The 26147-nt window shown below is 55.6% G+C and carries 25 protein-coding genes and 6 pseudogenes; 11 read left to right on the plus strand and 20 right to left on the minus strand.

The genetic code is table 11. From position 1 onward, the window contains the following. Positions 1–515: 515 nt before the first annotated feature. Positions 516–1181 (minus strand): TetR/AcrR family transcriptional regulator, encoded by a 666-nt coding sequence (locus tag ACIQV9_RS00400; RefSeq protein ID WP_403096701.1) that lies wholly within the window; start codon positions 1179–1181, stop codon positions 516–518. A gap of 93 nt (positions 1182–1274) precedes the next feature. Between ACIQV9_RS00400 and ACIQV9_RS00405 the strand changes: the two genes are divergently transcribed. Continuing rightward, positions 1275–1910 carry an NAD(P)H-dependent oxidoreductase gene (locus tag ACIQV9_RS00405; RefSeq protein WP_403096704.1) on the plus strand — a complete coding sequence of 212 codons (636 nt, stop codon included), beginning with the start codon at positions 1275–1277 and terminating at the stop codon, positions 1908–1910. A 64-nt stretch (positions 1911–1974) separates the two neighbouring features. Here ACIQV9_RS00405 and ACIQV9_RS00410 read toward each other — a convergent pair whose 3' ends face one another. Beyond that, complete coding sequence (locus ACIQV9_RS00410; RefSeq protein ID WP_403096708.1) at positions 1975–2400, minus strand: GNAT family N-acetyltransferase; 426 nt, start codon at positions 2398–2400, stop codon at positions 1975–1977. A 211-nt stretch (positions 2401–2611) separates the two neighbouring features. Beyond that, the gene (locus tag ACIQV9_RS00415; protein WP_403096711.1) at positions 2612–2896 is read right to left on the minus strand and encodes a hypothetical protein; all 285 of its coding nucleotides are present in this window, start codon (positions 2894–2896) and stop codon (positions 2612–2614) included. Between the two features lie 30 nt (positions 2897–2926). Here ACIQV9_RS00415 and ACIQV9_RS00420 point away from each other — a divergent pair, with 30 nt between their 5' ends. Together ACIQV9_RS00420 and ACIQV9_RS00425 are read left to right on the plus strand one after the other, a co-directional pair. Further along, positions 2927–3115 (plus strand): hypothetical protein, encoded by a 189-nt coding sequence (locus ACIQV9_RS00420; protein WP_403096714.1) that lies wholly within the window; start codon positions 2927–2929, stop codon positions 3113–3115. A gap of 144 nt (positions 3116–3259) precedes the next feature. After that, a complete protein-coding gene (locus ACIQV9_RS00425; RefSeq protein WP_403096717.1) occupies positions 3260–4669 on the plus strand; it encodes a DUF1254 domain-containing protein in 1410 nt (469 codons plus the stop codon). A gap of 504 nt (positions 4670–5173) precedes the next feature. Here ACIQV9_RS00425 and ACIQV9_RS00430 read toward each other — a convergent pair. From ACIQV9_RS00430 to ACIQV9_RS00440, 3 genes are all read right to left on the minus strand, one after another. Next, positions 5174–5467, minus strand: a complete 294-nt coding sequence (locus tag ACIQV9_RS00430) for an antibiotic biosynthesis monooxygenase family protein (RefSeq protein ID WP_403096720.1) — start codon at positions 5465–5467, stop codon at positions 5174–5176. Between the two features lie 42 nt (positions 5468–5509). Beyond that, complete coding sequence (locus ACIQV9_RS00435; protein ID WP_403096723.1) at positions 5510–6484, minus strand: zinc-dependent alcohol dehydrogenase family protein; 975 nt, start codon at positions 6482–6484, stop codon at positions 5510–5512. Positions 6485–6545: 61 nt separating this feature from the next. Next, positions 6546–6848 (minus strand): helix-turn-helix transcriptional regulator, encoded by a 303-nt coding sequence (locus tag ACIQV9_RS00440; RefSeq protein ID WP_095195290.1) that lies wholly within the window; start codon positions 6846–6848, stop codon positions 6546–6548. Between the two features lie 198 nt (positions 6849–7046). Between ACIQV9_RS00440 and ACIQV9_RS00445 the strand changes: the two are divergent. Beyond that, positions 7047–7267: pseudogene (locus tag ACIQV9_RS00445) on the plus strand (N-acetyltransferase); the annotation flags it as partial. Between the two features lie 329 nt (positions 7268–7596). On the opposite strand, the pseudogene ACIQV9_RS00450 reads toward ACIQV9_RS00445, so the two are convergent. From ACIQV9_RS00450 to ACIQV9_RS00470, 5 genes and pseudogenes are all read right to left on the minus strand, one after another. Next, a pseudogene (locus ACIQV9_RS00450) lies at positions 7597–9051 on the minus strand (TrkH family potassium uptake protein). A 138-nt stretch (positions 9052–9189) separates the two neighbouring features. Further along, a pseudogene (locus tag ACIQV9_RS00455) lies at positions 9190–9746 on the minus strand (transposase); the annotation flags it as partial. Between the two features lie 303 nt (positions 9747–10049). Further along, on the minus strand, positions 10050–10493 hold the full coding sequence (locus ACIQV9_RS00460) for a PRC-barrel domain-containing protein (RefSeq protein ID WP_403096727.1): 444 nt from the start codon (positions 10491–10493) through the stop codon (positions 10050–10052). A gap of 991 nt (positions 10494–11484) precedes the next feature. After that, positions 11485–12027 carry a cysteine hydrolase family protein gene (locus ACIQV9_RS00465; protein WP_403096730.1) on the minus strand — a complete coding sequence of 181 codons (543 nt, stop codon included), beginning with the start codon at positions 12025–12027 and terminating at the stop codon, positions 11485–11487. Positions 12028–12118: 91 nt separating this feature from the next. Beyond that, complete coding sequence (locus ACIQV9_RS00470; RefSeq protein ID WP_403096733.1) at positions 12119–13000, minus strand: MBL fold metallo-hydrolase; 882 nt, start codon at positions 12998–13000, stop codon at positions 12119–12121. A gap of 235 nt (positions 13001–13235) precedes the next feature. Here ACIQV9_RS00470 and ACIQV9_RS00475 point away from each other — a divergent pair, with 235 nt between their 5' ends. After that, positions 13236–14207, plus strand: a complete 972-nt coding sequence (locus ACIQV9_RS00475) for a GlxA family transcriptional regulator (protein WP_403096736.1) — start codon at positions 13236–13238, stop codon at positions 14205–14207. Positions 14208–14792: 585 nt separating this feature from the next. Here ACIQV9_RS00475 and ACIQV9_RS00480 read toward each other — a convergent pair. Continuing rightward, a complete protein-coding gene (locus ACIQV9_RS00480) occupies positions 14793–15461 on the minus strand; it encodes a polysaccharide lyase family 7 protein (protein ID WP_403096739.1) in 669 nt (222 codons plus the stop codon). 352 nt (positions 15462–15813) lie between these two features. On the opposite strand from ACIQV9_RS00480, the gene ACIQV9_RS00485 reads away from it, so the two are divergent. Continuing rightward, positions 15814–16905: a DUF3616 domain-containing protein gene (locus ACIQV9_RS00485; RefSeq protein WP_403096742.1), complete on the plus strand. Its 1092-nt coding sequence runs from the start codon at positions 15814–15816 to the stop codon at positions 16903–16905. A 17-nt stretch (positions 16906–16922) separates the two neighbouring features. Here ACIQV9_RS00485 and ACIQV9_RS00490 read toward each other — a convergent pair. The 5 genes and pseudogenes from ACIQV9_RS00490 to ACIQV9_RS00510 form a co-directional block, all read right to left on the minus strand. Beyond that, positions 16923–17406: pseudogene (locus tag ACIQV9_RS00490) on the minus strand (transposase); the annotation flags it as partial. 133 nt (positions 17407–17539) lie between these two features. Further along, positions 17540–17722: a DUF1289 domain-containing protein gene (locus ACIQV9_RS00495; protein WP_050683282.1), complete on the minus strand. Its 183-nt coding sequence runs from the start codon at positions 17720–17722 to the stop codon at positions 17540–17542. A 2-nt stretch (positions 17723–17724) separates the two neighbouring features. Next, the gene (locus ACIQV9_RS00500; protein ID WP_403096745.1) at positions 17725–18096 is read right to left on the minus strand and encodes a hypothetical protein; all 372 of its coding nucleotides are present in this window, start codon (positions 18094–18096) and stop codon (positions 17725–17727) included. A 39-nt stretch (positions 18097–18135) separates the two neighbouring features. Continuing rightward, a complete protein-coding gene (gene dmeF / locus ACIQV9_RS00505) occupies positions 18136–19053 on the minus strand; it encodes a CDF family Co(II)/Ni(II) efflux transporter DmeF (protein WP_403096748.1) in 918 nt (305 codons plus the stop codon). Positions 19054–19073: 20 nt separating this feature from the next. Next, positions 19074–19349: a metal/formaldehyde-sensitive transcriptional repressor gene (locus tag ACIQV9_RS00510; protein WP_004575538.1), complete on the minus strand. Its 276-nt coding sequence runs from the start codon at positions 19347–19349 to the stop codon at positions 19074–19076. 270 nt (positions 19350–19619) lie between these two features. On the opposite strand from ACIQV9_RS00510, the gene ACIQV9_RS00515 reads away from it, so the two are divergent. After that, on the plus strand, positions 19620–20978 hold the full coding sequence (locus tag ACIQV9_RS00515; RefSeq protein WP_403096752.1) for an MATE family efflux transporter: 1359 nt from the start codon (positions 19620–19622) through the stop codon (positions 20976–20978). A gap of 95 nt (positions 20979–21073) precedes the next feature. Further along, positions 21074–21760, plus strand: coding sequence for a phosphoribosyltransferase (locus ACIQV9_RS00520; protein ID WP_403096754.1), 687 nt, complete (start codon positions 21074–21076; stop codon positions 21758–21760). A 37-nt stretch (positions 21761–21797) separates the two neighbouring features. Here the strand turns inward: ACIQV9_RS00520 and ACIQV9_RS00525 are convergent. Continuing rightward, a pseudogene (locus tag ACIQV9_RS00525) lies at positions 21798–21935 on the minus strand (HlyD family type I secretion periplasmic adaptor subunit); the annotation flags it as partial. Positions 21936–22734: 799 nt separating this feature from the next. Here ACIQV9_RS00525 and ACIQV9_RS00530 point away from each other — a divergent pair. Both ACIQV9_RS00530 and ACIQV9_RS00535 read left to right on the plus strand, forming a co-directional pair. After that, complete coding sequence (locus ACIQV9_RS00530; RefSeq protein ID WP_403096757.1) at positions 22735–23382, plus strand: hypothetical protein; 648 nt, start codon at positions 22735–22737, stop codon at positions 23380–23382. Positions 23383–23638: 256 nt separating this feature from the next. Then, a pseudogene (locus ACIQV9_RS00535) lies at positions 23639–23794 on the plus strand (saccharopine dehydrogenase); the annotation flags it as partial. Positions 23795–23901: 107 nt separating this feature from the next. On the opposite strand, the gene ACIQV9_RS00540 reads toward ACIQV9_RS00535, so the two are convergent. Continuing rightward, complete coding sequence (locus ACIQV9_RS00540) at positions 23902–24648, minus strand: SDR family oxidoreductase (RefSeq protein WP_403096759.1); 747 nt, start codon at positions 24646–24648, stop codon at positions 23902–23904. 179 nt (positions 24649–24827) lie between these two features. Between ACIQV9_RS00540 and ACIQV9_RS00545 the strand changes: the two genes are divergently transcribed. Next, on the plus strand, positions 24828–25397 hold the full coding sequence (locus ACIQV9_RS00545; protein ID WP_403096761.1) for a YceI family protein: 570 nt from the start codon (positions 24828–24830) through the stop codon (positions 25395–25397). Here the strand turns inward: ACIQV9_RS00545 and ACIQV9_RS00550 are convergent, their stop codons facing one another. Then, positions 25398–26105, minus strand: coding sequence for an NAD(P)H-dependent oxidoreductase (locus ACIQV9_RS00550; RefSeq protein WP_403096764.1), 708 nt, complete (start codon positions 26103–26105; stop codon positions 25398–25400). It abuts the gene before it with no gap. Positions 26106–26147 lie beyond the last annotated feature (42 nt).

Consider the following 26147-nt stretch of genomic DNA (forward strand, 5'->3'; position numbering starts at 1 on the left):
GTTTTGTCGACCCCGCATTGGCGGCTAGTCAACCGCAGGGCGCATTTTTGGCTTTGCCGGCCTGATACGGCTATCAGCGCAGACGGAGTAATTCATCCGTAACGGTGTTCGATAGAGATGAACTACCTCCTGCATCCGCACTCAACCGCCCGCCGGACAACTGTTCTTCGATGGCGGTGACGCCCGCCTATTGCAAAAACATGGCATCTATCGACAGCTTTAGAATTGGATCACCCAAGCATTTATTGGAACTGGACGCTACGACAGTGGGTATGTTGACGCTAGTGTCATTTAAATGTGTGTCAGGATCCGATGGGAGATTGCGACCAAAAGACGGCATGTTTCCCCCGACAGCTGCCCGCCATGATAGGCAGCAGATAGACTGACGCTGACGCTCGCCTGTATCTGCTGGCCCTCTACCACCTCAGGGGGCGACAGGCAGAAATCGACCCTTTTCGGACGTTCGGTGCAGCGTCGGATAGATTCGTGAGCTAGCTGCTGTTTGGCGTTCCGGTTCAATAGTCGCTCAGCTCGCCGCCATCGTCGACACTTTGCGTGCCACCGCGCGCGCTTCTGTCGACCATTGCGATGATCGTTTCGAAGAGTTCGTCCTGCGCCTGCTCGGGTGTTATTTCTCCGGTTGCGGCAGCATGGGACAGGGCCTCGGCTGCACCGAGCATCGCCCGAAGACTCGCGGGCGAGATAGCACCCTCTCTGGTGAATGGGGAGAGGGCCATCCGGCACTTGTTCATGAAGATCGCTTCGTACTCGCGCTTGATCTTTTCGAGCTCCGGTGAACTGGCCAACGCCGCGATCACGCCGGGTATCTCGTTGCCCTGGAGAAGCACGCAGTCGACGTAAGACGATGCGATGACCGTCGCCGTGTCCAGCAAGGTGGGTTCGCTCGTCTGAAGCGAGGCGTCCATGAGAGCGGTCTGGCGAGAATCGAACTCCTGATAGAGCGCCGCCAGCAACCCGGGCCGCGTGCTGAAATGGTCGTAAACCACGGGTTTTGTCACGCCCGCTTGCTCGGCGAGCCGTCCAAGCGTCAAGGCTTCCGTGCCTTCCTCCCGGACTAGCCGCCAGGCGACGTCCAGCAACTGGCGTTGCCTCTCTTCCCTTGACATTCGCCGACGCGGCTGCGGACTGGAATCCTGCTCTCTTGTCTCGATGCTTGACATGGCTATATACCAAAAGTAACTTACTGGGTGTAACTTACCAAGAGTATATAAGGCTTGCCCTTTCGCCCTCAATCACTAGCAGGAGTTTTCGACATGCACGCACTCATCGTTGTTGCTCATCACGATCCCCAGTCCCTCACCCATAGCCTCGCTGCGCAAGTCGCCGAAGGCTTATCCCTGGCCGATCCCGGCAACTCCTTCGAAATCGCGGATCTCTCGGCGCAAGCATTCGATCCGAGGTTCACCGCGGCTGATCTCGCTGTCCATCACAGGGAGGCACCGCCCCCCGCCGATGTTGCCGCCGAGCAGGCGCGGATCGATCGCGCCGACGCCCTTGTGCTGGTCTATCCCGTCTACTGGTGGTCGATGCCAGCGCTTCTCAAGGGATGGATCGATCGCGTGTTCGCCAATGGCTGGGCGTTCGATTTCAGTTCGGATGCCAAGCTGGTGAAGAAGCTTCGCCACCTGCGGGTTCATCTTGTCGGTGTCGGCGGCGCCGACGGGGGAACCTATGAGCGGCACGGCTATGCCGACGCCATGAAGACGCAGATTGACCATGGGATCTTCGATTATTGCGGCGTATGCGTCGTGACGTCCGAACTCCTGCTCGAATCGGAAACGCAGGATCCGACTGGTCATATGGACATTGCACGAGCGCTCGGTCGCGAACTTTTCACTGTATCTAAGCGATGCAGTAATAACGGGACAAATTTATTTTCCATGGCCTGAATGTCCGTATATGGCCGAATGTGGTCTCCTACGAGGCAGCTATCGGGCCAAGATCAAAACGCTGTCAGCACAACGACTTCTGGTAATAGAACCGGGTATGTCCCGGTGGATAGTCTGCCAGGCGTCCGAATTCGGAGTAGCCAAGTTTTTGATAAAATCCGGGGGCCTGAAAGCTGAAGGTCTCCAGCCAGATACCCGTGCAGTTCTTTTTCTGAGCGATATCTTCGGCCATGCGCATTAGCCGTTCTCCGATACCTTGGTCACGCATCGACTCGGGAACGCTGACAAGATCAATGAGCAGCCATCGATATGAGACCTTGCCGTACAGCCCGCCTATAACTTCGTTACTGTCAGGGTTTCGTAGCAACAGGGCAAATGTTTCATGGGCGTCGTTCCCAGCGTTGGCCAGATTATGGGCCAGTAACGGAGTTAAAATTCCTAACCGCTCTGCTTCAGTCGCATTTTCCGAAAGCTGGATTTCTACAGACATGTCGCTCTCCCTGAGCTGTGAGTAACTGGGTCAACAAGGCAGCCCATTTCTGTCACCCCATGGTGAATCAGTAAATGCATCATTCGTCCGTTGTTTGGTGGGCTGAATGGCTGCTCTTGTCGATTTCTGCCTGTCGCGACCGGCTGAAAACGATCCATTGCAGCCAGTCGCTACAGGCAAGAATCGGCCAACAGCGGCCAGTGGCCTAGGCTTAGGCGTTAAACTCCTCTGGATTAGTCCACGGCACGCACACCAAAAGCCACGGCCACGGCCACGTCCACTGCCAGCCATTCAAGCGCTTGCCCATGATCGGGATTCCTTTCGGTTCGATACCGGTGATATCGCCACCATTGACCCGGATGGTTACATGAAGATCACCGACCGCGCCAAAAATGTGATCAAGTCCGGTGGCGAGTGAATTTCCTCGATTGACCTGGAGAACGCCGCAGTCGGTCACCCGGCGGTGGCAGAGGCAGCGGTCATCAGGATTCTCCATGCCAAGTGACAGGAATGGCCGCTGCTGCTGGTGCTGAAGGCCGGCAGAACGGCCAGCAAGGAAGAGCTGCTGGGCTATCTCGAAACCCGAGTGGCGAAGTGGTGGTTGTCGGACTACGTGGCCTATGTCGAGGCGTTGCCGCATATGGCGACGGGCAAACTGCAAAAAAATAAGTTGCGTGAGCAGTTCCGGGGCTATCGTTTATCCGAGAAGAGATGAGCCGTCGCGTGTTGGGCAACCGTGCTTGCGGTCTCACACGCTGAGTAGCGCCGCAAAATGCTTGCCTCGTCTGTTGCAGACCTCACTTTCTAGGCAGAAGGATGAGCGGCGAGTACACAATTCAACACTGCTGGGGTATACGGAATGTTGAACATCAAAACACTTAAATCCATTACATCCGCTTTGGCATTACTCGCTCTTTTCCCATTGTCAACGGTGCATGCCCAATCAGCGACTACTGCTGAACAAGCACACGCCATCGGCATCGATGCTTACACCTATTTCTACCCGCTGTTGTCCATGGACATCACACGCAAGCAGTTCACCAACATCGAACCTGGCAAGGAGTTTGGTAAAGGCCCGATGAATATGTTCGTGAGCGTGCCGGAATATCCGCCCGCCGATTTCAAGGGCGTAGTGCGCTCGAACTTCGACACGCTCTATTCCATCGCCTGGCTGGACCTGACCAAGGAAGCGCTGGTGATCTCCGCACCGGACACCGACGGGCGCTATTACCTCCTGCCGATGCTCGACATGTGGACAGATGTCTTTGCCTCGCCCGGCTGGCGCACAACCGGCACCGAGGCGGGCAACTTCCTGGTGACCCCACCCGGCTGGAGCGGAACCGTCCCGCAGGGCTTCAGCCATCTGCCAGCACCAACGCCTTATGTCTGGGTCATCGGCCGCACCAAGACCGATGGGGCTGCGGACTACCCGGCAGTGCATAAGATTCAGGCAGGCTACAAGGTAACACCCCTCTCGCGCTGGGGTAAAAATGCAGAGCCGGTGACGGTACAGATCGACCCAAGCGTCGACATGAAGACACCGCCAAAGACCCAGATCGACTCTATGCCTGCGGCCAAGTACTTTGCCTATGCCGCCGAACTGCTCAAGCTGCAGCCGCCTCACAGCACCGACCAGCCAATCATCGCGCAGATGAAGCGGATTGGTATCGAGCCCGGCAAGAGCTTTGATATCGACAAGCTCGACCCGGCTGTGAAGCAAGCGCTTGAGGCCGTGCCCGCCGAAGCTCAGGCACTCATGAATTGGAAGCTGGCGACACTCGCCCGAGTCGCCAACGGCTGGTCAATGAACACCGATACGATGGGTGTTTACGGCAACTACTACCTCAAGCGTGCCATCGTCTCGCAGCAAGGGCTCGGCGCCAACGTCCCCGAGGATGCGATCTATCCGCTGAATATCGCCGACGACACCGGCAAGCCCCTCGACGGTGCAAACAAGTACACGCTCCACTTCGAAAAGGGCGCCACTCCACCGGTAAACGCTTTCTGGTCGATCACGCTTTACGATAGCGATGGCTTCCAGGTCGGGAATGCGCTCAATCGCTTTGCCGTCAGTAGTTGGATGCCGTTCAAGACCAATGCAGATGGCTCTCTCGACCTGTACTTCCAAAACGAGAGCCCCGGCAAAGACAAGGACGCCAATTGGCTGCCTGCTCCCAAGGGAGCGTTCAACCTGACCATGCGGCTGTATGGACCAAAGTCCGAGGCGCTCAATGGTAAATGGAACCCTCCTGCGGTTAAGCGGATGTAGAGGAAAGTGGCTCGATCCGATCAATTGCGCACGAGCACACATAGCGGGCGTACAACAGGGGTTCAGCCACTTCATTACTCGCCCCCTCATGTGATCGCGGCGGGAGCCCGACTCCCGTTCGCTACTCAAAAGGCAGGAATGCCTCTCGCTAAAAGATAACTACTGTCTTCTGAATCGCCCCTTATTTCGCCGACACTTTTGAGCGTCAGCTTCTGGCCGAGGTTGTGTAAAAACGTTTTTCAGCGCGATTGGAGCCCAGTGTTGGACTGAAAATCGCGTTTCTACGCAAAATCCAGATCGGCTGAGCAGCCGATAATTTTCAGATTTCACATAGACGCGCAAACTTCAATTTTGACGAAGCGTTTTTACACACTCTGGGCCGAAAGTTGCCGGTCATGAACGTCTGTTTCCGACAACGGCCAATTGCTTTAAAGCCACAATCCTCTTGAGGCTCTAGCATTACTCATGCTAACGGTGCTGTTCGAATCATCATGTTCTCCAGTATTAAAAGCTGCCGCCTTCAATATGGTAGACCCTCGGTTCTTCCGAAAAATATTCCTCCAGGCCCAGCATGAACACCCGATGGTCTTCACTCTCTTCGAAGTCCGGCGTGTGATCCTCAAGTGAAGCCCAGCGCACGATCAGGTTGAATTGCTCGGGGGTTTCAATCCCTTGCGAGAGCAAGTGGCCGCCGTAACCCTTTGCGCGGGTGAGCAAAGGAGCGACCTCGGCAAATGCACGTCTGAATGCTTCAACGCGTTCTTTGTGAACGGGGAGCAGAGCGATCTCATAAATCATGGTGTTTCCTCGAAAATGACTTAAACAGTTAAAAGTACGCACTTATGGGATGAGCGATGGCTCGACTGCAATCACGATTTTTCCTTGAAGGCCGTTGTTGGGACTCTCCAACCGGGCATGGGCGAGCGCAAGGTCGGCCAGCGAATAGACCGCGCCAACGTGCGGGCGCAGCTGACCGCGCGCTACCAATGCGCTCAGCTCATCAAGCTTGCCGCGGTTTTGTCGGGTGAAAACGAAGTGATAACTCGCGTTCTTGCCCCAGGCCTGAACGAGGTTTTGCGGCTGGGCAATGTCCACAATCGAGACCACGCGGCCCAGTTGGGCGAGCACGTCGGGGCTGCGCGTCAGTGTGTTGCCGCCGATGGTGTCGAACACCACATCCACGCCGTGGCCGCCGGTTTCCCGCAGGATGGCTTCGACGTAATCTTCCTTTTCGTAGTCGATGAGCACATCGGCACCCATGCTGCGTGCGAACTCAAAGTTTGCTTCGCGCACAGTCGTGAAGACCCGCGCTCCAATGGCTTTGGCCACCTGGATCGCTACATGACCTACGCCTCCTGCGCCGCCGTGGATCAGAATGCTTTCCCCCACTCTGAGCGCTGCACGCACGGTCAGTGCTTCCCACACCGTCCCGCCAACCAGGGTCAGACTTGCCGCCTCAAGATGGCTCAGCGATGGCGGCTTCTTCCCGATGATGCTTTCGTCCGCAACGTGGTACTCGGCATAACTGCCTGGTCCGTCGAAAATTTGCGGGGTGTACCAGACTTCGTCCCCTGGAGCGAAGGTCGTCACACCCGGCCCAACTTCTTCGACAACGCCCGACACGTCGTGTCCGGTAATGGCCGGCAGTGGCACCAGGTCGGCATAGTCGCCACGTCGAACCTGGTAATCCAACGGGTTGATGGAAGTTGCGTGTACCCGCACCAGGACTTGTCCCGCACCCGGCACGGGCTTGGGCACGTCGCAGAGTTCGAATGATTCCGGGCCGCCAAATGATTTAAGTATCATCGCTTTCATTGTATATCCTCGTATCGACAAAAAGGGATATCGAGATATATCGATATCCTACGGTAAAAAATTACAGATCTTTCCCTATGATCTCGGCAAGCGCACTGATGGTTGCTTCATTGCGCTTGTAGTAGGTCCACTGACCGATGCGCCTGACTTCGACCAAGCCCACTCGTTGCAGAGTGGCAAGATAGCCAGACACAGTTGACTGCGACAGCCCGATACCCTCTTGAATACTACTGACGCAGACCCCCACCGTGAGAACGTCACCTTCATCCTGCGGAGGGAAGTTCTTTACGGGGTCCTTCAAGCCTTTCAAGATTTCAAGGCGTGTAGGGTTTGAGAGGGCTTTGAATATTTCGAGTAATTCCATGGGGCGGATGATATCGAGATTTATCGATATGTCAATACGAGAATCAACAGAGGACGAAATACGCAGGGTGGTGATTTTCCCCAGGGGCTTTATGGCGATAGGTTGAAGGCGCCGGCCGACGACCCGACTGACCGCTTCTGGGCCGATTTCTGCCTTTCACGACCGGCTGAAACCGACCCGTAGCTGCCTTTGGCGAGCGCTATTGGCTTCATCTGGGGTAGCAAGCGTGACTACCATGATCGCCACTACTACGGCTGCTGGTTCCCGGTGAAGCCCGGGGAGTTCTTCGAATTCGGCGGCGAGATGGTTCGGCCCTATTTCGGCACACAGGAGCAGGGCCGGGTCGCGCATGTGTACGGGCTGCTCGGCTGCTCGGCTGCTGGCGGTTCTTCCGCGAAACGCGCTACAGCGGCTCATGACTTGACACCCTGCGTAAACCAATGAGCCCTGTTACCGCATGAGGCCACCAATGTCGACTCCGGCCACGATCAATTCAGCTCGATAGCCAAGCGGGCACGCGAAGCGATGGCGTCAGAAACGCTGACGGTGTTGGCTGGCCGAGGCACCCGTTTCGGCATGGTTGTGATTGATGGTATCGGAATCCTGACATTCCGTTTAGGCGCCAGCTACATTTACGAAGCCTGACCTATCAGCATGCGTGTGGACAGGTCGCCAAATTAAGGCGCGCCTGGATGTCAGCTTTCCGCCCACGGCGGGCGGGTATAAAAAACGCGCTCCTACCACCCAATTAGTACCTCCAAAAGACTGGTGTGAGCAGCACCAGCACGGTCAGAATTTCCAGCCTTCCCAAGAGCATGCCGACCGTCAGCAGCCATTTTGCCGGATCCGGCAAAGTCGAGAAGTTGCCTGCTGGACCAATGATCGTCCCCAGTCCGGGACCCACGTTGCATACTGCGGTGGCAGCACCGCTTAAGGCTGTCGTCCAATCAAGACCGATCAGCGCCAACCCCAGGGCAATGCCACCGATGGTGATGGTGAAAAAGAATGAAAAGGTCAGCAGTGAACGTGCGATGTCTTCGTCGATGAAATGGCCGTTGTATTTTTTCCGGATCACCGCACGAGGATGAATCAGTTGATTCAGGCTGCCCATCAGCAATGAGGAGGCGACCTGAAAGCGGAATATTTTAAGCCCTCCCGCCGTAGGCCCAGAGCAGCCGCCGACGAAGGTCAAATAGAAAAACAGTAAAACAGAAAAGCTGCCCCATAAGGTGTAATCCCCGAGGGCTAAACCCGTGGTCGTGACCACCGAGGTTACATTGACGGCCACGATACGAAACGCTTCCCACCAGCTGTAATTACTGTTGAAGCACAACCACGTACCAAATAGCAGTCAGGTAATCACCAGAAACCCAATGAACCCTCGCACCTGATGGTCTTTTAATAATGCACGTCTGTTGCCCCGTAGTGTGGCGACATACAAGGTGAAAGGCAGGCTGCCGAGTATCATGACGACCACAGATACCCAATGAATAGCCGGTTGAGGCCAGTGCGCCAGGGATGCATCCGAGGTTGAAAAGCCGCCCGTTGAAATAAATGCCATCGCATGATTGATCGCTTCGAAAGGCGTCATGCCCGCTACCCATAGCGCCAGAGCGGACACCCCGGTCAGCCCGAGGTAGAGCACCAGAATATATTTCGCCGCGACGTGAGAGCGTGGTGTCACTTTCTCTGACCAGTCTGAAGATTCTGTCTGAAACAAACGCATGCCGCCGACTCGCAACAAAGGCAAAATCGCCACAGCCATGCCGATAAAACCAATTCCCCCGAGCCAGTGCAGCATCGAACGCCAAATCAGTAATCCTGGTGACGCGGTATCCAGCCCCGTCAAAATCGTCGAGCCGGTGGTGGTGATGCCGGACATCGTTTCAAAAAATGCATCGGTATAGCTGATGTGATGGATGAGCACCATTGGCAAAGCCGCAAAGGCGCAGACGACAACCCAACTGGCCGTGGTCAACAGGTACATATCTCGTGGACGAAGTTGGGCAACCTCTGGACGCCCGCGAATAATCAGCGCCAGCCCACAGACCAACGTGATCAGGCTCGACCAGAGAAACGCCGACAGATCATCACTGCGGTCATAAACCACCAGTGTAAACATGGGAATCACCATGCTCACGGCCAACGTGATCAAAAAAATACCCAGGATAAATCCGATAAGCCGCAGTACTGCAATAGACATGAAAACGCCTGGCTGATGAGCACCGCACAGTATCAATTGACTCAACATGGCTAGCCGTAAAGTGTGCGTAAAATTACCCGGTGAAACTGAGTCCATCTGATCGGCATTAGCCATTTGCGCGAACGTTTAGCCAAAGCAGGTGATGTCCCACGACCACACCTGATTGGGTGCTTGCGCCGCGTACGTCGTCGGCGCTGCATGGCGCCGGGGCCGCTGGCTACGGCCTCGATGTTGTTGCTGCCCCGACGCGCGCAGAACACGATAAAACGTCGCCTCCGACGCCAGATAACGCGCCTCGTCAGCCAGACGCGGAACGATTTGGCTAGGCGGTAGATGGGCGTACGCCGGGCTGTTGCACAACGTCACGATGGCTTGCCGCTCGATCTCGCTCAAGGCATTGCGCGGCGTTGGCCGCACGCTGGTGGACCTTTTCGCCGGCAATACTCACCCAGCTCAAGCTGCGACAGGCCGGCGGTTTCAAGGACAACAGCGAACCGGGCTTCAGCAGACCATTTCTCCGGGAGTGGTTTGTCTTCGGGCACTGCATTTTCTTCAGTACTGATCTTTTTACGCCAGTTGGATAACGACATTTCGCTGACCCCTTCGCGCCGGGAAACCTCGGCCATCGACAGGTTCAGTGGGGGAAGCAGCATTTTTAGTAATGCGGCTCTGCGTTCAGGTGAATAGTACGGCACGACCAGTCTCTTTCCGCCCCCGATATGTGCTTTCAAGAAAAATCGGAGAGGCGACAACTATCCTGACACCGGGGGCTAATGCTTAAGCCCAAATCCTGACAGGTCGTTTCAATCCTAAAATCTATAGCTGATGGGCATGTTTCCAGGAGTGGGAAATGACTTCTTTTGGCCGACAGAACCTTTTCTCACCGCAATGCGCGCCTTAGGGTTTGGCACCCCCAATGACCAGCTTTAACATGTTGTTGTTTTGCTCGGCGCGCATCTCTCTTCGTTTCGGATATGGACAGTTAGCTCTTGTCGACTTTATCTTTTGATAGTGTCGTAATCGTAGGGTTTAGTTCCATAGAAAGAATGGATTTCTGTTGACCAAGACTCCTCGGCCATATTAGGCCAACTGTCCTTGTCAAAACCTGGTGCATTTTCCAAGCGCTCTTTCTCTACGTTTAGTACAAAGCGCTTATTTACTGTATCGAGTGTCAATGCATTCCAGGGCACCGCAAACAGTTTTTCTCCCATGCCAAGAAAGCCACCAAAGGATAGAACGGCATAACTCACTCTACCGCTGCGAACATCTAGCATGATTTCCTTAATATCCCCCAAGTCCTCTTCGTTATGGTTATAAACATCATTTCCAATGAGTGTGTCTGCCCCCATTAGGTCGGGGCCAGGCCCCTGTTCCTCGGCGCCGGTATCTCGTAGGAGGTTGGTTTTGTACATGCCATAGGTATCGCGATCTTCGTAGTTCATTGCTATCTCCTATCAGTAATCGCCAATCAATCAGAAAATGTACACACCGACTTGATGGCTGTATTGGTGGGAGTCACCCGCTCTAGAAAAAGTTGAATTTTTTTTCTGCATGGCGACGAGTGGTTGCTGGAAAGAAAATAGTTAATCAGCTTTTAATTAGGTAGCTATCAGTGTGTAATACTTTGTGTTGTTTTTTTAGAGGGTCATTGAACTACATCGATATCATAGATACTTTAATGAAGCGATTTCCTATTGTGGCAACTTGTCTCCGGCTTGCATATGACTTCATAAATATGAAGATTAAGTTTGGACCACTACTGTAATCGACCTCGGTTAGCGAAGCGAACTAACTGAATGATATTCCATTTACGGAAATCCAGTAAAATCTAAAGCAGGAGAATATTGGCAGGCAGAATGTCTGCTTCTGGCCGAGGTTGTGTAAAAACGTTTTTCAGCGCGATTGGAGCCCAGTATTGGACTGAAAATCGCGTTTCTACGCAAAGTCCAGATCGGCTGAGCAGCCGATAATTTTTAGATTTCACATAGACGCGCAAACTTCAATTTTGACGAAGCGTTTTTACACACTCTGAACCCATAGCTGCCGGTGGTGACCGGCAGAAACCGACCCAAAGCTGCCCTTCGTGGAGGGCAGCCATCGGTCAAAAGAGGACACTCGCTATTAGATGCATAAGATCCATAACCGCTAGTCACAGCGAATACCGAATCAGGAGATCGCATCATGGAAGCCGGCACGGCTGAAGCATGTCGGGTGAGTGTATAGACACCTTCAGGCCGACGAAGCTAGAACGTCAATCACCCAAGTCTGAGAAATGAAAAGGCAAAAAACGGTGCTTACACCGTCGAGTCATGGATGGCCCGATAATTATCATCAACAACAAGAGCCCCCCAGGGCCCTTTTGCTGTGCGGGAAGGGAGATTGTGCCTAAATGCTTTTTAACTTATTTGAAGCAAAGACTGAATTGTTACGAGCTTACGCCGAGAGGTAATCGTCCACAGATTTAACGGTTCCGTAGCCGAACTCAAAAGCTGCCATCATCGCTGCATGCGCTTGAGCGGCAGGCACGTTCACACCGCGAAATGTGAGATCCAGGGTGGCGCAGGCGTCATGCAGCACAGTAACCGGATAACCCATGTCCGCCGCAGCACGTACTACAGCGTCGATGCACATGTGGCTCATCGCACCTATGACCACAATTTCCTGGACATCAGCGGCTTCCAACTGCTGCTTCAGATCAGTTTCCCTGAAGGCGTTAATGTGTTTTTTTACGATTACAGGTTCATTACCTTGTGGAGCTACATCTGGTTGAATTTCCGCACCAGTGGATCCCTTTGCAAAGATTGGAGCGCCTTCAGCGGACTCATGCCGTATGTGGAAAACAGGAAATCCCGTATCACGGGCGTGGCTGATCACCCGGATAGCATTCTCGACAGCGGTGTAGATGCCGGTCAAAGGCAACTTGCCAGTGGGTAGGTATTCGTTTTGCAGATCCACTACAACGAGACCTCGCTTCATGAATAATCTCCAGTCAAATTATCAACGTGATGTTGTAGAGGGGCCGAGCTTTCGCGTGCAGATAAGCCAGCGTCATCTACGGCCCAATTAATCAGTATTCCAGCGAAGTGCCGTCTTCCGGAATATCGACTTGGCTTTCGATACCGTGCTTCTTGACGTAGGTGCGCAGCTCTTCACGGGTCAGGGACATGTGGTTGATTGCGTCCATGTGCACCGCAACAATTTTCGCGTCTTTCGCAGCCTTTGAAGCGCGTAGTACGTCTTCCTCGCCCATGATAATGGACCCCTTATACCCGGTCATCATTGCTTTCCCGGCATTGAGTACAATGACTTCGGGATGATACTTCTCGATGGTCTGATCGACCTCTTTACGCCAGACAGTATCGCCAGCAAGGTAAAGGGTCTTGTAGCCTGGCGCTTGGAAGACTACGCCCATGGCTTCACCTAGCGGTTTAGCGAGTGCTGGCACGGCATACATCTCGTCTGTGCCATGTTGACCGCCAGTCTTGGTGATTTTGACACCGCCGAATTCAGCTTCATCAGTCAGTACGCGCACATTCTTGAAACCTTGGGAGCGAATCAGCTGCGCATCTTCTTCATGCTGAGCGAACAGAGGGATGTCTTTAGGCAGTGCTTTCTGTGCAGCATCGTCCCAGTGGTCAAGATGCGTATGAGTGACGATGACAGCGTCGACACCTGAGATCACTTTTTCGGGCGACTCGGTCAGGTCAACCAATGGATTGCGCAGGTTGCTACGGTAGGTATTTTCAAATCCTGGATATGCACCCTTTTTTGCCAGCATCGGGTCGATCAGAAAGGTCGTACCGCCATAGGTGATTTTTGCCGTTGCGTTACGCACTTGCTGCAAATCCACTTTATGAGATGCGTCAGGCGCTACGGCGGCGCTTGTAGCCGCGAACGCCGGTGTAGTGGCTGCAACGCTAATGGCAAGAGTCAGAGTTCTGAGTTTCATCGGATTAATCCTGTTGATTCATCAAGGACATCATTCTTGCCGAACGCTTACGTGCCTGACAGTGGCCTGAATGACATATTTCGATATAATTGGGCCAATCGATGAGCGTTCTCTGTGGATGCTGATGGTGGTCGACATGTCCCACTCTCCGTGAAAATGCGTCCGCGTGAGCGGTCGTCCATAATTCCTGTGTGCGATAGGCTTGAGCCATACAGGGTGAATCTGAGGCTGACAGATGCAATCCATACGTGTTGCTGTTCTAGCGTTCAACGGCGTAAGCCTCTTCCATCTCTCTGTGCCGGGAGTCGTGCTAGGTGCAGCTCAATCCGCGCCTGATGAACCTCGTTACGAGATCAATTACTGTGCTGAGGTGCCGGGAGTGGTGAGCAGTGACCAAGGCATCGGACTGGCGGTCACCCATGGCCTAGAACTGATGGAGGCATCTGACGTAATTGTCATTCCAGCGTGGGGCGATCAATCGGTCGCTGCATCTGCACAGCTTGTGAAAGCCCTACAGCTCGCCAATTCCAAAGGCAAGCTGATAGTAGGGTTATGCCTAGGCGCATTTGTGCTGGGCGATGCCGGGCTACTTGATGGGAAAGAGGCTACGACTCACTGGGTGGCCCGTGACGAATTTGCGCGACGTTTCCCTGAGGTTCGTTTTCGGCCTGAGGTGCTCTATGTCAGTGCCGGCAATATAATGACCTCTGCGGGAACCGTAGCGGCAATCGATTGTTGCCTGCATCTGGTACGCCAGCGGCTCGGTGCTGATGTGGCGAATCGTACCGCGAAGATGCTGGTGACCCCGCCGCATAGGCAGGGAGGCCAAGCTCAATACGTAGAGCATCCTGTGCCGCAGTTATCTAGCGAGACTCATTTGTCTGATGTACTAGCGTGGGCCCGCATAAACCTGGCCGGTAATCTGTCGCTCGACGTCCTGGCAGACATGGCTAAAATGAGTAGGCGCACCTTTACTCGTCGGTTTAAGGAGGCCACCGGCACTACCGTATCCAAATGGTTAAACGCTGAACGAGTTGTCAGAGCGCAGGAGCTACTGGAAACGACTGAATTACCGATTGAATGCATCGCGGGTGAAGTAGGTTTTGGAACGCCCCTATCTTTAAGACAACAATTTGGCGCTCATCTAGGTACATCGCCATCTGACTATCGGAAGATGTTTTGTCTCGGAATGAATCAAAAAAACTGAGCGAAAGAGTGACAGCGTTTTGTCAAATCGCATACTAGATCATAGTCCATGGCGCCGAGATGAAAGTGCCAAGCCGGACGTTTTGACCTCCGGGCCAAGATCATATTTCCAGCAGCTGTTCCTGCAATTCGGCTCGAGGCTACCCAAGCCGAACGTCCGCTTCTGGCCCGATTGCTGCCCATCGCGAATGGTGCAATCGACCGACCCCTTTAAGGTTAGTTAACTCAATCCAGCACCGGGCGCAGGAAAGAGCGTTCATAATTCAGGATCACTCTTCTCTGGGAAGCCTTCGCCACCAATCTGATGCATTCCTCGTCCCGCTTGCCTTTTTTGCGATAGTGAACGTGATGGCACCCTGTAAGGATGCGTGCCGCCACCTTCGACACCCACCTTCGACACCCGCCTGCGATAGCAGCATATCCCACTGTATGCGCAGGCAATGGTTTTGAAAGGCTTCGAGGGCATCTGCGGCCTGCGCGGTTGAGTTCATGACAGCTAGTCACTTGGTAGCCGATCGACGAGGAAATCCATTAAAGTCTTCACCCTTCGGATCGGCGTGCCAACGGTAGTGACCTAATGAAGCGACTAAATTTTGTGATGGATCTCCAGCATCCTGAACGTCACTTTTCCGCCCTCGGTGGGATAGCCGGTGTTGTCCTGCACATATGCACCCGCTTTGAAATACAGTGGTTTGGTCTTCCAGCTCGGGTCGATGGTGGTTCTCCAGTTGTATCCTGCTGCGCTGATGCCCAGCGCGCCCTTCGGGCTGAGGTGGATCTGGTAGGAAAAGTCGCGGTTGAGCGGCACACCCGTCGCAATGGTAATGACCTGGCCTGCTTCATCGTCGGGATGCATGCGCACCTTGGCGACAATGTTTCCCGTCGAAGTCGACGTTTTGTATTGGTACTCCAGCTTCACCATGGGGCTGTTGCTGTCCTTGTTGTGAATCTGACCAATCACGATCTTGCCGGTGCTGGGCACCTGATTGACGGTCAGACTCGCCCGCAGAATGTTATCCGCCGCTGAATACTGCCAGTTGCGCAGCGTTCCATCGCTATAGGTTTCCCGCAACTCGCTACGCGGGTAAATAGCGTTGGCCGTCCTGGAACCGGTCACAGGTGCCCAGAAGGAAAGGGTAGCGGCTTCAGGACTGAAATACTGGTCCTTGAACCCTTGCGCCAGTCGAGGCGTTTCTATGGTGGCCGGTGGGCTGCCTTCAGGGATGCTTAAATTCCAGGTGGCGAGGTCGATCATGTCAAGAATCCTGTATGCGGAGAATGTTGCGGCCACAGTTGCGCTCGAACCTGCGCTATTGAGCTGTGTCAGTTGGGCCTGCTGATTAGGAAATCCGTATGGCGGTAGATTGACGTCAAATGTTCGTCAATGGAGTTATTGCAGGCTTTGTGCCCACGGGGGTAACCGTTAGTCGGCTATTTTGGAAGTTGACGGAACTATTGCGGGTTGGCTTAACAGCGGCAGCGAAGGGACCTAAGCCACCAGCGGTGGACCGGTCGGCCAGGACGAGCGCATGCACTGGACGAAGAACACGCGCAGAATCTGGTTCTGAATAACCGGCGTGCCGCGCCATAAAGACAGGAGACCGCTCATGAGCGACCGAAACAATTTTGCGCTGTTGAGCTTTGATCGGGCGTTTGCGTCGTTGCGCGATGGCCTTTCGGTCGCTCAGCAGATTGACGACACACTCTGGGTGGCGAACGACGAAACCACGAGCCTGGAACGCCTGAAAATCCAGGATGCTACGCCCGGCGGCGTTGTAAGGTGCGACGAGCACCAATCATTTCCACTCCTGGAATATCTGGATCTGCCCCTGCCGAAACAAGACGCCGAGATCGATATCGAGGGCTTGGCCTATGCCCATGACAGTGGTTACCTCTGGGTGGTGGGCTCCCATAGCTTGAAGCGCAAGAAGGCCGAGGCCGGCACTTCTGCACAGAAGAATATCAAGCGCCTGTCGACGGTAGAGGCGGACGGCAATCGCTTTCTGCTGGCCCGCATCCCTGTGGTGCAGCAGAACGACAGTTATGTACTCGCCAGGAAAGTGGATGCCGATGGACGTACGGCGGCGCAGTTGCAGGGCAACGAAGCCGGTAACGACCTGACCGCGGCGATTGCTGAAGATCCTCAGCTACGCGACTTCCTGCGTATCCCGGGTAAGGACAACGGCTTCGATATCGAAGGGTTGGTGGTGATCGGCTCGCGCCTTCTGCTAGGGCTGCGTGGACCGGTTTTACGCGGCTGGGCCGTGTTGTTGGAGATCGAACCCGAGCTGAACGACGCCTCGTCTGACACGCTGGTGCTGAAGAAGATCGGTCCGGATGGGCGCCGCTACCGCAAGCACTTCTTCGCGCTCAATGGCCTGGGCTTGCGTGACCTGTGCACCCGCGGTGACGATCTGCTGATCCTGGCGGGCCCTACCATGGAGCAGGACGGTCCGGTAACGGTCTTGCGCTGGAGCGGCGGTTTCGCGTCCGACGAGGAAAGCGTGGTCTTCACCGATCAATTGGAGAAGGTGCTGGAGGTGCCTTTCGGGCAAGGCAACGATCACGCTGAGGGCATGTGTCTGTTCCAATCGGGCGAGCAGCCTGGGGAGGCTCTGCTGATCGTCTACGACTCTGCGGCGGAGAGTCGCAAACACGGCGATACAGATGTGGAAGGGGACCTGTTCATCCTGGATTAGCCACGCACATCGACGTCAACGCGGCCTGTAGATCTGTGCCTGGGCTGCTGGTCGCCACCCTCGGACTTGCCGCACTGGATGGCAACCAGATTTTCTCCGAATAATCCCAGCTGCTGACAGAGCACCACGAACTGGCGGCAGACGCCTCGGATGGCCTTGCTGTTGTCTTTTCGGAAGTTGGCGATGGTCTTGAAATCGGGCATCAAACGCCCGGTCAGCCACATCAGCTTGACGTTGCGTTGGGCTTCTCGTTCCAGGCGCCGGCTCGACTGAATGCGGTTCAGATAGCCGTAGATGTAGATCTTCAGCAGGACAGCGGGGTGGGAAGCCGGCCGGCCAGTATCTGCCGGTATGGCGCCTTCAAAATCCAGTTTGACCAGGTCAAGTTCGTCGACAAAGACGTCGACTACGCGCACCGGATTGGTCCGTGACGTAATCGTCGAGGCTCTAGGGAAGTAAGGTGCCTGCGCCTCGATGTTCACCTTGAATAAAGCGCTTCATGGGCGATCCCTGCGATGAAAATCCTCAGAAATCATAGCAAGGGTTCGCGGAGGCGTTTTTACACACTCTGGGCCGATTGCGGTCTTTCGCGACGGGCTGAAATCAACCCAAAGTGGTCATCCAGGGCAAGTGACTATCCGTGTGCTTTCTTCAGCCCTTTCAAGCGCACATTCGCCCTTTGCACAGCGGCCATTTTTTCAGGCCGCTTCATGCGTTTCCACTTTCTGATGTCTTCCTTGCTTCGCCCGCAACTCACACACAGATCACCACTCAGCTGGCAAACTGAGATGCAGGGATTTTCGATTTCTTTAGCCATTGTCAGTCACCTTTGGCCACACGTGATTGAGTCAGGCGATTTTTCCAGTCGCCACCCTGAGTGCGTTGGCACTCTTCCTCAGAGTCGAAGCGGACACTGTGGTCTGAAGGGTTCAGGTCGATGTTGGCCTCATTCAGCGCGATGGCCGTCAGCTCAAAGATGCGCGCCTTCGCGTCAACCAGGGCGAGCTTTCTGTCAGCCAGGGTTTCGAACACCCAGATTACCTTCAGGGTTTCAGCCAGCGCGTTCAGATCAGCGGTGTGGGTGAGCCAGGTAAAGCCTTTGATTTCACCTTTTGCTGTTTCGCACGCTTCGGTGAGCGTGGTCATCAACCGGCGTTCGATCCGCGCCAGTTCACGTTTCCCTAGAGGCATTGCGGGTTCCTTTGGAGACAATGGTGGGGAGGTGCTGAATCAGACCGGTCGAAACTCGACCGTCAGATGGCTGACTTCGTGAACCGGCTTGAGACGCTCACGAATGCTGTCGGCGTTTGCAGTGGCCTCACCAAGGACGCTGACGATGGCCGCATGCGCTTGCGGTCCAACACGCCAGACGTGCAAGTCCGTGATGATGGCATCCCCCGGTTTCTCAACCAGTTCGCGGATCTCCTCGGCAACGTGCGCATCTGTCTGATCCAGCAGTACACCTGCGGTAACCCTCATCAAGGTCCATGCCCAACGCGCGATAACGATGGCACCGACGATGCCCATGACCGGGTCCAGCCACACCCAACCGAGATACCGGCCGGCGAGCAGTGCAGCAATGGCCAGAACCGAAGTCAGCGCGTCCGCGATGACGTGGACGTAGGCCGATTTCAAGTTGTTGTCGTTCCCGTGATGGGCATGGCCATGATCATCATGATCGTGCCCATGGCTGTGCCCGTGACCCAGCAGGAGGGCACTGACAATGTTGACGATCAAACCGGCAATCGCGATGAGCGTAGCGGTGCCGAACTGAACTTCCGTTGGCTGCAAGAGGCGCATGACAGACTCAACGCCAATTCCCAGGGAGACCATACCGAGAATCAGCGCCGAGGCGAACCCGCCCAAGTCTCCAACCTTTCCGGTACCGAAACTGTAGCGCTGGCTGGAAGCGTGGCGTTTTGCGTATCCGTAAGCGACGGCCGCGATGCCCAATGCGCCGGCATGGGTTGCCATGTGAAAGCCATCGGCCAGTAATGCCATCGAGCCCGTGATATAGCCGGCGGTGATCTCGCCAACCATCATCACAACGGTCAGTGCCACAACCCAAAGCGTACGCTTGGCATTTTCGTCGTGCGCTGAGCCAAGGAAGACGTGGTCATGTGTGTGGTTGATGTTGGTGCTACTCATGAGTGTGTACCTGGATGCGTTCACTTGGAGTAACGGCGAATGGCTTCAAGAAGCTCTTCGACGCCCTTGTTACGCTCTTCTTCGCTGAGAGCAGGGTTCGCGACATGCTCACGCGCGTGGTCCTCGATGATTTCCTCCATCAAGCCGTTGATGGCTCCGCGAGTGGCGGCAACAAGGTGCAGTGTTTTGGCGCAATCGAGATCCGATTCCAATGCCCGTTCAACGGCTTGGATTTGTCCGGCGATACGTTTTACGCGTTTGAGAAGATCGTCTTTGTTTGCTGCGATATGACCCACGGGATACCCCCCCCTACCTATACTTTACGCATGATAGGTATACCCCCTATACCTATGCAAGGTCGTCGGGCGGAGAGATCATCTACAGCCCCTGGCAGGAAAGAGAGGCTTCAATTGCGAGGGGTGGAGCGAGAGGATCTGGTATGTCCGCTTCTGGCCGAAAGCTCACATCGTCCCTACGCTCTAAATCTTCGAAATCGGAGCGCATTGGTGTCAGCTCCCTAGCGTAGAATTTGCAAACCGCGAGCCCCCACCCGAGACGGACCCTCAATGCAAACCCCCACAACCAGCCACCCCCTCTGGAAAACCTACCTCCTTTTCCTCGCCCCCATGGTCCTCTCCAATTTCCTCCAATCCATGTCGGGCACCATCAACAGCATCTACATCGGCCAAATGCTCGGCACCCAAGCCCTGGCGGCGGTCTCGGGTATGTTCCCCATCGTCTTCTTCTTCATCGCCCTGGTCATCGGCCTCGGCGCGGGTGCGGGCGTACTCATCGGCCAAGCCTGGGGCGCACGCGAGCCGCACTTGGTGAAAACCATCGCCGGCACCACGCTGCTCTTGGGCGCGATGATCGGTTTGGTCGCGGCGATTTTGGGCAGTGTCTTCGCACGACCAGCCCTCCAAGGCCTCGGCACACCGGCCGACGTTATAGACGACGCGGTGTCTTACGCCCACGTGATGATGTGGATCATGCCGTCGCTGCTGGTCTACGTGCTCTTCACCCAATTGCTGCGCGGGGTCAGCGATACGGTGTCGCCGCTGATTGCGTTGGTGGTTTCGACGTGTATCGGGTTGGCGCTGACACCGGCGTTGATTCGAGGGTGGTTCGGGTTGCCGATGATGGGGATTCAGAGTGCGGCGTATGCCGGGTTGGCAGGGAATTTGTCGGCGATGGGGTGGTTGGCGTGGCGGTTGATTCGCAAGGGGCATCCGTTGGCGCCGGATCGGGAGATGTTTGCGGCGATGCGCCTGGATCTGGTGATTCTTGGCAAGGTGTTGCGCATCGGCTTGCCGACCGGGTTGCAGATGGTGGTGTTGTCGGTGTCGGAGTTGGTGATTCTGGCGCTGGTGAATCAGCACGGTTCGCAGGCGACAGCGGCGTATGGGGCGGTGACGCAGATCGTCAATTACGTGCAGTTTCCGGCGCTGTCGATTGCGATCACGGCGTCGATTCTTGGCGCTCAGGCGATCGGGGCAGGGCGGCTTGAGCGCATGGGGCCGATTCTACGCACGGGGCTGTTGATCAATGTGTGCCTGACCGGTGGCTTGGTGGTGTTGGGTTATCTGCTGTCACACTGGTTACTGGGGTTGTTCCTCACCGAGGATTCCACCCGGGCGATGGCGGAGCATCTGTTGCACATCATGCTCTGGAGTCTGTTGGTGTTTGGCTTCCAGGCGATTGTCGGCGGCATCATGCGCGCCAGTGGTTCAGTGCTGGTGCCGATGGCGATTTCGATTTTTTGCGTGGTCGGGGTGCAGTTGCCGGTGGCGTATGTGCTGGACGGGCAGTTTGGGTTGCAGGGTGTGTGGATGGCCTTTCCGGTGGCGTATCTGGGCATGCTGGTGTTGCAGACGGCGTACTACAAAAAGGTCTGGAAGCATCAGGCGATTGAGCGGTTGGTGTAGGCGGGCGGGCTTGCTGTCGGCCACCTTCAGACTGACAATCGTGGGAGACCCTGTGACGCGAACCGACAGGCGTGATCGCCTGAGGAGGTTTTCCAATGGATTCCTCATCGCCCACCCTTCTGCAAGACCGGGCCGCTGCCGGTCGGCGTCTGGTGGAACCGTTGCTCAAGTACGCGCATCGCCCTGACGTTATCGTTCTCGCCTTGCCCCGTGGCGGTGTGCCGGTGGCCTATGAAGTGGCCGCTGCCCTGGAAGTCCGTCTCGACCTGATGCTGGTGCGTAAGCTCGGGGTGCCGTCCCATGAGGAGTTCGCCATGGGCGCGATCGCCAGTGGAGGCATCCAGATTCTCAATGAGCACGCACTGCGGGTTCACCCGATTGATAAGGCCACGTTCGACGCCGTGGTCGCCCGGGAAACCCGAGAGCTGTTGCGTCGCGAGCAGGTTTACCGGGGCGAGCGCGCGCCGGCGCAACTCAAGGATCAGGTGGTGATTCTGATCGACGACGGCCTGGCGACGGGCGCCTCGATGATGGCGGCGATCCACGCGGTGCGGGTGCACGCGCCGGCTCGGATTGTCGTCGCGGTGCCGGTTGCGCCGATTGAGACCGCGGAGGCGCTGCGCAATGAAGTGGATGAGCTGATTTGCCCGCTGATTCCGGATTGGCTGATGTCGATCGGCCGTTGGTACCTGGATTTTTCCCAGACCTCGGATGCGCAGGTCATCAAGTTGTTGAGGCGGGCCTGGGAGAAAGAGTTGAGTCCGGGCGATGGGAGTGCGTGATACGCATCGCCTAGAAGGCGAGGGCAAAGCCGTTTTGCGCATTGAGGTCAGAACCGCTGCGTTCCAGTTCGAGCATACGGTTGCGCGGCACATAGCCTTCGGCGGCCAGTTGCCGGATTCCGACCAGTTCCTGATCAAGGACATCGTCGAGCGCAACACTGGCGCCGAGCACCTCAATGGCAGCGTTTTTGCCTATGCCGACAAGTACTACGACTTGGCGCAGGGATTTGTCGGCCCCGTCGGCGGCGGCCACGGTGGACTTGCAGGCCGGTACGTCAACCAGTACCCAGACCGGCAGCGACAGTCTGACCGGCATCGAGAACGTCACCGGCGGTTCGGGCGACGATCACATCCAGGGCGATGGCGTCAGCAACCTGTTGCAGGGCCAGGGCGGGTGCCTTTTGTATTTGAGGGCGTGAGGGGCGTACTAACAAGCTAGTGTGTTTCAATAGTGAGAAAGTATGACTGTTTAGTGGAAATTGAGAGCCGATCGCTATCGAACTTTTCGTAAGTTGCGTAACAACTAATGGATCCAATAAAGATACTGGAAACCCCTGAGCTACAGCACCAGCCCAGTTGTTACGGGGCTGACAGGGAAGTTGTCTATCTACTACCGATGCGAGTTGCATCCGCCACAGTAACCGTTTGTCGGTAGTCTGTTCAAAAAATGAACATTCCAGCCTCAACAGCCTCTGATGCTTCAGCATGTCATCATGACCTGCTCCTGCAGTCTCGCAGAAAAGAAGTGGAAAATTAACCTCATGTGCATTGAATGCAATGGGGGTTTTTTACCTGAAATTCAGGAGGCAATAAATAAGCCCGTCTTTGATTTGCCAGGCGAATCAACGAGCTAAGCAGTGCCAGGTCTATGATTTGGCATATCTTATAAAAAGTAGGATCGCACAGGGTTTAAAATAGCGGAATGCCCTGTTAATTAATTGATCTGTACTATCGAATAAGGTGGAGAACGAACCGTGGCGATAAATACAATTATGAGCCTGCTCGAAAATAAAGAGTGCATGGAGTTTTTGCGGTTGGGCGTTATTTACGTTCATTTAGTGTCATGTTGTGTGGCCATTGGTTTGGTGTTGACCAGTGATATAGCGATGGTTAAAGATTTGTTAAAACGAAAAACCTTCACTGAGCATGATAATGCTCACATGGAAAGTCTTCAGAAGTCGGTTTTCGTTGCATTGATAGCGTTGTGGGTTTCCGGTATCGCTATCATCGGTATTGATTACCTGGAAAAAGGTGTGAATTACTTTATGAATCCGAAGCTTCACGCCAAAGTGATTATTGTCATGTTGCTGACTTACAACGGCATCTTGTTGCATAACCTGGTATTGCCCGCACTGCAAAAGGCAGGCTCCTTGCTCAAGCTCGGATTCAGCGCACGGATGCTGGCGCTGTTCTGCGGCTCGTTGTCGGCAGTGTCGTGGATGTATGCGGCCATGCTGGGGGTGGGCCGCCCGTTGGCCTGGAAATACTCGCTTTCCGAATTGTTGATGGCGTATCCGGTGCTGATTGCATTGGGTTTCCTGACCATGCTGGTGTTGACTCAGCGAGTCAGACAACAGGACTACGCCGTTATCTCTCCGCGGACCGTTGCGAGTCAATGCTAGGTCCGTTCAGCGCGTAAGTCTTTAAGACTGACAGGGGCGATCTTCTGAGTGCCGGGGCCATACAGGCCTGTACTCGGGAGGTCGCCTTTTTTGTCGTCACCTTAGTGCGTAACTTTAAGCGGGCACGGTGTATTGATGTTCGCTAATGAGCTGCAGTGCTTCGCTGCTTGCCTGCCCACCCAATATCAGCAAAGCTCTGCCGCGCCCAGTCTCGGTCATGTTGGCTACACGATCCAATGGATAAGGAAAGCATTGAATGGCACTCAGGGTGATGGTGATCGGTGGCTACGGAAACTTCGGCAGCATCGTTTGCAGGCATTAAGTTGCGATGCCAGGCATCGAGTTGGTGATTTCGGGCCGCAACTCACACAAGTTGCAGTGCAAGGTCGATGAACTTAAAGCTCAACCTGGCCGGGCTGGCAGGATCTGACCCTCGGCAGGCTTCACTCCCCGATGCAGTTGACTGAGGCGGTGGTCTAGCGCAATGACCACGCCTCACATTTGACCTGGCTTTGTCGCCTAGTTGCTCTCGAGCCAGTCCTGAAACCGCGTCGCGCCGACGATAGGATTGGCGCCCGGGGTCAGCGACTGGTCATTGATCGGCGCACCAAAGTAAGGAACCGTGACGTCCGCGACGGCTTGGCGCGGGTCTTGGGTGTGCTTCAAGTAGTCGCTCGCGAACTCGATGAGGGGACGGTTTTCAGGGCCGGCCACCTCGACGGTCTGATTGATTGGCGCTTTCAGCGCGATGTCCGTCAGGGCCGCCGCTACATCCGCCGAGGCCACCGGTTGCAGCGCGGCGGACGTCAAGTGGAGGGTGTCGCCTTCCTCGCGCCCGGAGTGAGCAATGGCATGGATAAACTCGAAGAACTGCGTGGCCCGCACAATGGTGTAGGGAATACCGGATTTCTTGATGAGTTTTTCCTGGGCCATTTTCGCCCGGAAGTAACCACTGTCGAGCATCCGTTCGGTGCCGACCACCGACAGCGCAACATGGTGTTTGACGCCGTCGATCTTCTCCGCCGCGATCAGGTTGTGCCCGGCGGTTTCGAAGAAGTGCAACGCCGCGTGGTCTTCGAACGAAGGCGAGTTCGACACGTCGACCACCACGTCCGCACCTTTCAACGCCTCCGTCAGCCCTTCACCGCTGATGACATTGACGCCGGTGCTCGGCGACGCCGCCAGGGCTTCATGCCCCAGGTCTTGCAGGTTCTGGCAGAGCTTGCTGCCGATCAGCCCGGTGCCACCGATGACGACGATCTTCATGTCCTGTCTCCCGAAGCGGTGAATGCTTCAGCCATTAAACACCTGCTCGGGTGACGGCATCGGGCGCTGGTTCGCGTTGCCGACAGGTGGTCGGAAGTCTCAATGCCAAGTGGAATAAACGGTGGTTCTTTGCTTTAGTCCACCTGTCTGGCCAGCGTGTGCCACGACCGGAGCGTCCCATGAATTCTCGATTCCCGTCGCTTTGCATACTGGCTGCAGCGCTTGCCTTCGGCTTTTTCCCTGATGCCGAAGCGGCCAGATACACGCAAGTAAATGAAACCGCCAGCACGATCTCCTTTACCTACAACCAGTTCAGCTCGCGGGTGTACGGCACGTTTGGCAAGTTCAAGGCCACGCTCGATTTCGACACGACGAACCCCGAAGCGGGCCATGCGGCGCTCACCATCCAGCTCCACAGCATCGATGTCGGCAGCGAGGACGCCGACACCGAACTGCAAAAGCCCGCCTGGTTCGACACGCAGAAGTATCCCGAGGCGACGTTTGAATCGACCGGCGTGAAAGCGCTGGGTGACAACCGCTATTCGATCACCGGAAAACTCACGCTCAGGGGCATTACCCGCGAGGTGGCCGTTCCGGTCCTCCTGAAAGAGGAGAGCGCCATCGGGATCTTCGATGGCCAGTTAACGCTCAAGCGTAGCGATTTTAAGGTCGGTGAAGGTGAATGGGGCGACACGGTTGTTTCCGACGACATCAATATCCGGTTTCGGATGGTTGCGCCGCAGCGGTGACTAAGCGAGCCCCAGGGGGTAAAGCCGCTCATCAAACTGACTCAATCGCGGGTACTCAATCGGCTGATCCTCACCGATTGTTTCCAGTCGTTGGCGATAACTCGTCAGGAACTCCCGTCGAGCCTCATCACTGATATACGGCACATGCCAACCCACAAAAGGCGGCAACACCTCCAGCCCGACATAGGCCAACGTCCCGCGCAGAAGCGGACGCAGCATGTCCTCCAAAGGACCATGAATGGCGCCTTCGCCGAACATGTGTTCACGCCCGCCCAAGGTCACGGTCACCAGGGCTTTCTTGCCGCGCAGGCCGCCTTGATCGTAGAAGCGTTTGCCGCCGTAGCAGATGCCGGATACCAGCACGCGATCGATCCAGCCCTTGAGAATGGCCGGTGTCGAGAACCAGTAGATCGGAAAGTTGAGGATCAGCAGGTCGGCCGACAACAGTTTGTCCAGTTCGTGCTGGATATCGGCGGCCAGTGTCTGTTCTTTGCTGCTGCGCCGCTGCTCAAGCGCGTAGACCAGGTACTCGGGGTTTTCTCTGGCGCAGAAATCCTCGGCGCTGGCTACCGGGTTCCAGTTAATCTCGTACAGGTCGGACACCTGCACCTGGTGCCCTTGGGACTGCAGGGTTTCAACGGCTTGGTCGCGTAGGGCGGCGGTGAAGGATTTGGGCTCGGGGTGAGCGTGTACGATCAAGACATTCATGGCAGTTCCTGGAAATTCAAGTGACGGGTTCAGCGTGACGCG

The sequence above is a fragment of the Pseudomonas sp. NPDC099000 genome (assembly GCF_044759925.1).
Taxonomy (GTDB): Bacteria; Pseudomonadota; Gammaproteobacteria; order Pseudomonadales; family Pseudomonadaceae; genus Aquipseudomonas.